Raw genomic sequence first — 6,539 nt, 5'->3', positions numbered from 1 at the left:
GGCACATCTGGGCCGACACCTACGCCATCGCCAACAAACCGGGCGGCTTCCTCGCCGGCGGCCGCGGCGGCGAACTGGCGGTGCAGGCCAGCCTGCCGCGCGAAAGCTGGGGTTTCTGGGCCGATCGCGGCGCCACCATCATCCAGACCGACGAGCCGAAGGCGGCAATCGACTGGCTGGCCGCGAATGGTTTTCGCGTGCCTTATGCCGACGAGGCGCGGCCGGTTGAGCCGGCGAATACGGCGAGCATCAATTAAGCGGCGGCTGACGCTGCCAATCTCCCTCACGAGGGGGGAGATTGGTTAGCTTCAAGCCGCTAGCGCCACGCCGTCCAGTTCGCTAAGCGCATCCTGTGGCAATTCCAGTTCAGCCGCAGCGAGGTTCTCCCCGAGATGCCCGACCGACGATGTGCCGGGGATCAGCAGGATGTTGGGCGCGCGGCGCAGCAGCCAGGCGAGCGCGACCTGCATTGGCGTGGCGCCGAGGCGCGCCGCGATTTCCGACAGGGTGGAGGATTGCAGCGGGTTGAAGCCGCCGAGCGGGAAGAACGGCACATAGGCGATGCCATCGCGGGCAAGATCGTCGATCAGGGCATCGTCGCCGCGATGCGCCAGATTGTACTGGTTCTGCACGCAGACGATCTCGGCGATCCCCCGTCCTTGCGCGATCTGCGCCGGCGTCACGTTGCTCAGCCCGATGTGCCTGACCAGACCCTGTTGTTGGAGCTCGGCCAGCACGGTAAGCGGCGCTTCGATCGATCCTTCGGCGGGGCCATGGGTATCGAACATGATGCGTAGGTTGACGACGTCGAGCACCTCGAGCCCGAGATTGCTGAGATTGTCGTGTACCGCCTGGGTGAGCGCTTCCGCGGAAAAGGCCGGCAGCCACGATCCATCCGCGCCGCGCCGGGCACCGATCTTGGTGACGATGACGAGATCTTGGGGGTAGGGCGCCAGCGCCTCGCGGATCAGCCGGTTGGTGACGTGCGGACCGTAGAAGTCGCTGGTATCGATATGGTCGACGCCTTGCGCAATCGCCTCGCGCAGCACGGCCAATGCCGCGTCATGATCCTTGGGCGGCCCGAACACGCCGGGTCCCGCGAGTTGCATGGCACCGTAGCCGAGCCGCTTCACGGTGCGGCTGCCAAGCTTGAAGGTGGCGGGGGCGAAGGTGCCGGATTGTTGGATGTTGGACATGATTGATCTCCTTGAGGAGGCAGAGATAGGCGCTGCCCAACCTCGTGATAATCCGGTACAATCCACACAGGCCGTGCGGAATGGCGAACAATGATGGACCTCAGCGATCTGAATGCTTTCGTGGCGGTGGCGCGCGCCGGCGGCTTTCGCGACGGCGCGCGTGCGAGCGGCGGCAGCGCCTCCGGCCTGAGTGAGGCGGTGCGTCGCCTGGAAGTGCAGCTCGGTGTCAGGCTGTTCAACCGCACGACGCGCAGCGTTGTCCCGACCGAGGCGGGCCTCAGCCTTCTGGAGCGGCTCGGCCCGGCGCTGTCGGAGGTGGAGGCGGCGCTGGACGTGGTGAACGGCTTTCGCGACAGGCCGGCTGGCTCGTTGCGTCTCAACGTGCCGGTCAGTGCTGCGCGGCTGATATTGCCCGATATCGTGCCGGGTTTCCTCGCCGCCTATCCCGGTATCCGGCTGGAGGTGATCGCCGACGAGAACTTCGTCGACGTGCTGGCGGCCGGCTGCGATGCCGGCATCCGCTATGACGAGCGGCTGGAGCAGGACATGATCGCGGTGCCGATCGGACCGCGCGTGCAGCGTTTCGCCACGGCCGCCAGCCCTGCCTATCTTGATCGCCATGGCCGCCCGCAACACCCGAGCGACCTGCTTGGCCACTCCTGCGTGCGTGGGCGCTTTGCCAGCGGTGCGATGCTGCCCTGGGAATTCGAGCGAGACGGCGAGGTGGTGCGGGTCGATCCGACAGGCCCCTTGATCGTGCGGATCGGCGGGGCGACGGATCTTGCCGTCGACGCGGCTATTGCCGGCACCGGCATCATCGGCCTCTTCGAGGGCTGGCTGCGCCCTTACTTCGACAGCGGCGCTCTTGAGCCCGTGCTCGAACCGTGGTGGCAGAGTTTTCCCGGACCGTTTCTCTATTATCCCGGCCGGCGCCTGGTTCCGGCCCCGCTGCGGGCGTTCATCGACTATATCAAGGGCGGCAAGGCCTGACCTGTTTCCGGCGCCGTCACCCCACCCGGCGCTCCGCGCCGACCTTCCCATTGAGGGGAGGTAGGGCGCCGCGCTCTTCTAGCTCCCCTTGATGGGAAGGTCGCGCCGTAGGCGTGGGTGGGGTGACTGCCGAGCCGCAAACAAAAAGGCCGCCCGGAGGCGGCCTTTTCGATTGTCTGAAGCTGCGAAGTGCTTAGCGCTTGGAAAACTGGAAGCTACGACGGGCCTTGGCCTTGCCGTACTTCTTGCGCTCGACGACGCGGCTGTCGCGGGTCAGGAAGCCGCCCTTCTTGAGCACGGCGCGCAGCGTCGGCTCGTAGTAGGTCAGCGCCTTGGAGATGCCGTGACGCACGGCGCCAGCCTGGCCGGAGAGACCGCCGCCGACGACTGTCGCGACGATGTCGTACTGGCCGGCGCGGTTGGAGGCGATGATCGGCTGGTTGAGGATCATCTGCAGGACCGGACGCGCGAAATAGGTCGCGAATTCCTTGTCGTTGACGATGATCTTGCCGGAACCCGGCTTCACCCAGACGCGCGCAATGGCGTTCTTGCGCTTGCCGGTGGCATAGGCGCGGCCCGACTTGTCGAGCTTCTGGACGTGGACGGGGGCCGCCGGCTGGGTATTGGTGTTGCCGGTGGCGGCGCCCAGTTCTGCGAGCGAGGAAAGCTCAGCCATCTTATGCGACCTTCTTGTTCTTGGCGTTCAGCTTGGCCACGTCGAGCACGACGGGCTGCTGGGCGACATGCGGATGCTCGGCGCCTGCATAGACGCGCAGGTTCTTCATCTGGCGACGGCCGAGCGGGCCACGCGGGACCATGCGCTCAACGGCCTTCTCGACGACACGCTCGGGGAAACGACCCTCGAGCAGCTGGCGCGCGGTGCGCTCCTTGATGCCGCCTGGGTGGCCGGTGTGCCAGTAATAGACCTTGTCGGTGAATTTCTTGCCGGTGAACACCACCTTGTCGGCATTGATGACGATGACGTTGTCGCCGTCGTCGACGTGCGGGGTGAAGGTCGGCTTGTGCTTGCCGCGGAGATGATTGGCGATGACAGTGGCCAGACGACCGACGACGAGACCTTCGGCGTCGATCAGGATCCACTTCTTCACCACATCCGCAGGCTTCTGCGAAAAGGTTGTCATGTTTTCTGCTCTCGGTTCTGACCTTCATAAGAGAAGGCGTTTCTTGTTGCTTGGATTGGCGAAAGGCGCTTGCCCGCCGCCAATAACAAAACGGCGGCCTTTGCGGGCCGCTGCTTCGTGGAGGCTTATAGGCGAGGGTGGTGACCGCGTCAAGGCGAACGAAAAGGTAGATATCAGGTAAAATGTAGCAAAAACAATAACTTGAACAAAAGGTATTATTTTACCACATCACCATTCCGCTTCGGCGGGATCGAATAGGTGCCGATGGCATGCGCCACCGTGTGTCCGTCTGGGCCGGCAACGATGTCGATGTCGAACACCATCAGGCTCTTTCCCAGCTTCAGGATGCGGCAATGGCCGTCGATCGGTCCTGCCTCGGCCTTGCGCACGAAATTGATGTCGAGGTTGACGGTGACCGAAAGCGCATCCGGCCCGGCATGGCTGAGCACGCAGACGTAGCCGCCAATGTCGGCCAGCGTGAACAGCGAGGGGCCGGACACCGTGCCGCCGGGACGCAAATGCCGTTCGCCGGCGTTGAGCCGCACGGTGCAGCCGCCCGGGAACACGTCGATCGCCTCGAAATATTTGAACTGCTCATTGAGCTGCGGATAGACGGTTTCCATCAGCGCATTGACTTGTTGCGCGGTCAGCACGGGCTTGAGGTTGGTCTGGGCGGGCATGTCTTGGTCTCTCGCTTTGCGCCAGGCCTGTATGAGCGCAGCGCGGCATTTCTGACAACCTTCGTCCCCTGGCGCAAGCGATCGGTGTTGGACGAAACCTGATCCGGTATTAGATAGTCTGGCAGCCCCAGCGGAATCGCGGAGAACCCTATCCATGGCCGAAATCCTTGCCATCAAGCCTGCCGCCGTTGAGGGTCCGGTGGTTGCACAACTGGACAAGGGCGTGCTGCGCCTCACACTCGCCAATCCGCCTGCCAACGCGCTGTCGCTGGCGGTGATGGCGGCGCTGACGGCCGAACTCGAGCGCGCCAGGGCCGACAAGGCCGTTCGCGTCATCGTCTTGTCGGCTGCCGGCAAGGTGTTCTGCGCCGGCCATGATCTCAAGGAAATGACCGCGCGCCGCACTGACGCCGATCATGGCAAGGCCTTTTTCGCAGAGACGTTTGCCGCTTGTGCGACGCTGATGCAGGCGATCGTGCGTCATCCAGTGCCTGTCATCGCCGAGGTTGACGGCCTGGCCACCGCCGCCGGGCTGCAACTGGTCGCCAGCTGCGACCTGGCGATCGCTTCGCATGAGGCGACCTTCTGTACGCCGGGTGTCAACATCGGCCTGTTCTGCTCGACGCCGATGGTGGCGCTGTCGCGCAACGTCTCGCGCAAGCATGCGATGGAGATGCTGTTGACCGGCGAGACCATTGATGCGGCAACCGCCAAGGAATTCGGCCTGGTCAACCGCGTCGTGCCGCGTGAATACCTGAATCAGATCGTCACCAAATACGCGCAAACCATTGCTTCCAAATCATCTTTGGTGGTCAAGACGGGCAAGGAGGCGTTTTACTCGCAGGCCGAAATGGGGCTGGCGGATGCTTACACCTATACCGGCCGGATCATGGTCGAAAACATGCTCGCGCGCGACGCCGAGGAAGGCATCGGCGCCTTCATCGGCAAGCGCAAGCCGGAATGGACGGACGAATAGGAGCAGCACCATGGAGCCGCGAATCTCTATCGTTACCATCGCCACCGATGATCTGGACCGCGCGGTGCGCTTTTACGAGGCTATGGGCTTGAAGCGGCATGCCGGTATCACCGACGGTGTCGCCTTCTTCCAGATGGGCGGCGTCATTCTTGGTCTGTTCCCACGTGCCAGCGCAGAAGAGGATTCCGGCATCGCCTTCGCCGCGGCGCCATCGGCGGTCTACCTCGCCTACAACACCCGCTCCGACGCCGAAGTCGACGACGTGCTCGCCAGGGCGGAAAAAGCCGGCGGCCGCATCGTCAAGCCGGCCGGCCGCGCCTTCTGGGGCGGCTGGTACGGCTACTTCGCCGACGCCGACGGGCATGTCTGGGAAGTGGCGCACAATCCGGCCTTTCCGATCGCGGAAGACGGCACGATTTCGCTACCTGGCTGATGGCCCATCGCAAGCAGCTGACGCGGCTCAAGGCTCCCTATCTGAAGCGCATCCTGCTCGATGCCGTGCGGGTCGAGGATTGGGAAAAATATCCATGGAACCTGCCGCTGTTTCGCGGCCACGACTTCGAACTCGAATTCACCACGCCGATCACCATCATCGTCGGCGAGAACGGCACCGGCAAATCGACGCTGCTCGAGGCGATCGGTGCGCTGGCCGGCTATGACGAAGCCGGTGGCGGCAAGGGATATAGGCCGGTCGACCATTCCAGCGCCATCGACAAGAGTGGTGCCGCGCTGGCCAACGCATTCCGCGGTCACTGGCTGCCGAAAGTCACCGCCGGCTGGTTTTTTCGCGCCGAATCCTTCTACTCCGTGGCCCGATATCTCGATCAGGCGGCACTGGAAGACCCTTTTAGGCCCCCGCCGCCGGACTTCCTGTCCTGGTCGCATGGCGAGGGCTTTATCCGTTTTTTCGAGGAGCGCTGCCGCAGGCAAGGCATCTACATCCTCGACGAACCCGAAAGCGCACTGTCGCCGACGCGACAGATCGAGCTGCTCAAGATGCTGCGGCGCATGGACCAGTCGGGCACCGCGCAAGTGATCATGGCGACGCATTCGCCGCTGCTGATGGCTTGTCCTGGCGCGCGGCTGTTCCGCATCAGCCGGTTCGGGCTCGATCCCACGGATTTCAGCGATACCGATCATTTTCGCATGATGCGCGACTTCTGCACCGATCCGCAGGCCTTTATGGAGGAAGCGCTGCGGGAGGATGACGCGTGAGCGCCGGCGATGATGACCTCAACTGGCGCGTCGAGCAGGCGTGCCGCGAAGGCTGGCCGGCGGCGACCGAGACGTTGGTTGATGGCTGGCTTCTGCGGCGATCGGGCGGACGGATCCGGCGTACCAATTCGGCCAATCCCTTGCGCGGCGAGCGTGGCGCGCCCGACAAAGTGATCGACGCCGCAGAGTCCTTCTACGTCGGCCACGGTCAGGCGCCGATGTTCCGAGTGCCTGATATCGCCGCCGAGCTCGAAACCGCACTCGACCATCGCGGCTACCAGCCGGAAGGCGGGACGATCCATCTCCATGCCGGGATCGGCGATCTGGCTGAAGTCCGCGA

The 6,539-nt window shown here is 64.0% G+C and carries 8 protein-coding genes and 2 pseudogenes; 6 read left to right on the top strand and 4 right to left on the bottom strand.

The window, feature by feature from the left end; translation table 11 throughout:
* A pseudogene (locus ENZ74_RS17305) lies at positions 1-257 on the top strand (DUF4996 domain-containing protein); the annotation flags it as partial.
* Between the two features lie 51 nt (positions 258-308).
* On the opposite strand, the gene ENZ74_RS17300 reads toward ENZ74_RS17305, so the two are convergent.
* Positions 309-1,196, bottom strand: a complete 888-nt coding sequence (locus tag ENZ74_RS17300; protein WP_063167782.1) for an aldo/keto reductase family oxidoreductase — start codon at positions 1,194-1,196, stop codon at positions 309-311.
* A 90-nt stretch (positions 1,197-1,286) separates the two neighbouring features.
* On the opposite strand from ENZ74_RS17300, the gene ENZ74_RS17295 reads away from it, so the two are divergent.
* Positions 1,287-2,186 carry a LysR family transcriptional regulator gene (locus tag ENZ74_RS17295; protein ID WP_013532207.1) on the top strand — a complete coding sequence of 300 codons (900 nt, stop codon included), beginning with the start codon at positions 1,287-1,289 and terminating at the stop codon, positions 2,184-2,186.
* Positions 2,187-2,379: 193 nt separating this feature from the next.
* On the opposite strand, the gene rpsI is transcribed toward ENZ74_RS17295, so the two are convergent.
* The 3 genes from rpsI to ENZ74_RS17280 form a co-directional block, all read right to left on the bottom strand.
* A complete protein-coding gene (gene rpsI, locus ENZ74_RS17290; RefSeq protein ID WP_023810272.1) occupies positions 2,380-2,862 on the bottom strand; it encodes a 30S ribosomal protein S9 in 483 nt (160 codons plus the stop codon).
* Between the two features lies 1 nt (position 2,863).
* Positions 2,864-3,328: a 50S ribosomal protein L13 gene (gene rplM / locus ENZ74_RS17285; RefSeq protein WP_013532205.1), complete on the bottom strand. Its 465-nt coding sequence runs from the start codon at positions 3,326-3,328 to the stop codon at positions 2,864-2,866.
* Positions 3,329-3,543: 215 nt separating this feature from the next.
* Positions 3,544-4,008 carry a PaaI family thioesterase gene (locus ENZ74_RS17280; RefSeq protein ID WP_063167783.1) on the bottom strand — a complete coding sequence of 155 codons (465 nt, stop codon included), beginning with the start codon at positions 4,006-4,008 and terminating at the stop codon, positions 3,544-3,546.
* 154 nt (positions 4,009-4,162) lie between these two features.
* On the opposite strand from ENZ74_RS17280, the gene ENZ74_RS17275 reads away from it, so the two are divergent.
* From ENZ74_RS17275 to ENZ74_RS17260, 4 genes and pseudogenes are all read left to right on the top strand, one after another.
* Positions 4,163-4,984, top strand: a complete 822-nt coding sequence (locus ENZ74_RS17275) for an enoyl-CoA hydratase (protein ID WP_063167784.1) — start codon at positions 4,163-4,165, stop codon at positions 4,982-4,984.
* Positions 4,985-4,994: 10 nt separating this feature from the next.
* Positions 4,995-5,417, top strand: a complete 423-nt coding sequence (locus tag ENZ74_RS17270; RefSeq protein WP_013532202.1) for a VOC family protein — start codon at positions 4,995-4,997, stop codon at positions 5,415-5,417.
* Positions 5,417-6,199 carry an AAA family ATPase gene (locus ENZ74_RS17265; RefSeq protein WP_063167785.1) on the top strand — a complete coding sequence of 261 codons (783 nt, stop codon included), beginning with the start codon at positions 5,417-5,419 and terminating at the stop codon, positions 6,197-6,199. The genes ENZ74_RS17270 and ENZ74_RS17265 overlap by 1 nt, the downstream gene beginning before the upstream one ends.
* Positions 6,196-6,539 (top strand): annotated as a pseudogene (locus ENZ74_RS17260) (GNAT family N-acetyltransferase); the annotation flags it as partial. The gene ENZ74_RS17265 and the pseudogene ENZ74_RS17260, both read left to right, overlap by 4 nt.

The sequence above is a fragment of the Mesorhizobium sp. M7A.F.Ca.CA.002.15.2.1 genome (assembly GCF_003998715.1).
GTDB classification, from domain to species: Bacteria; Pseudomonadota; Alphaproteobacteria; order Rhizobiales; family Rhizobiaceae; genus Mesorhizobium; species Mesorhizobium ciceri.
The sequence above is the reverse complement of the archived record's forward strand: the minus strand, read 5'-3'. Positions and strand labels throughout refer to the sequence as shown.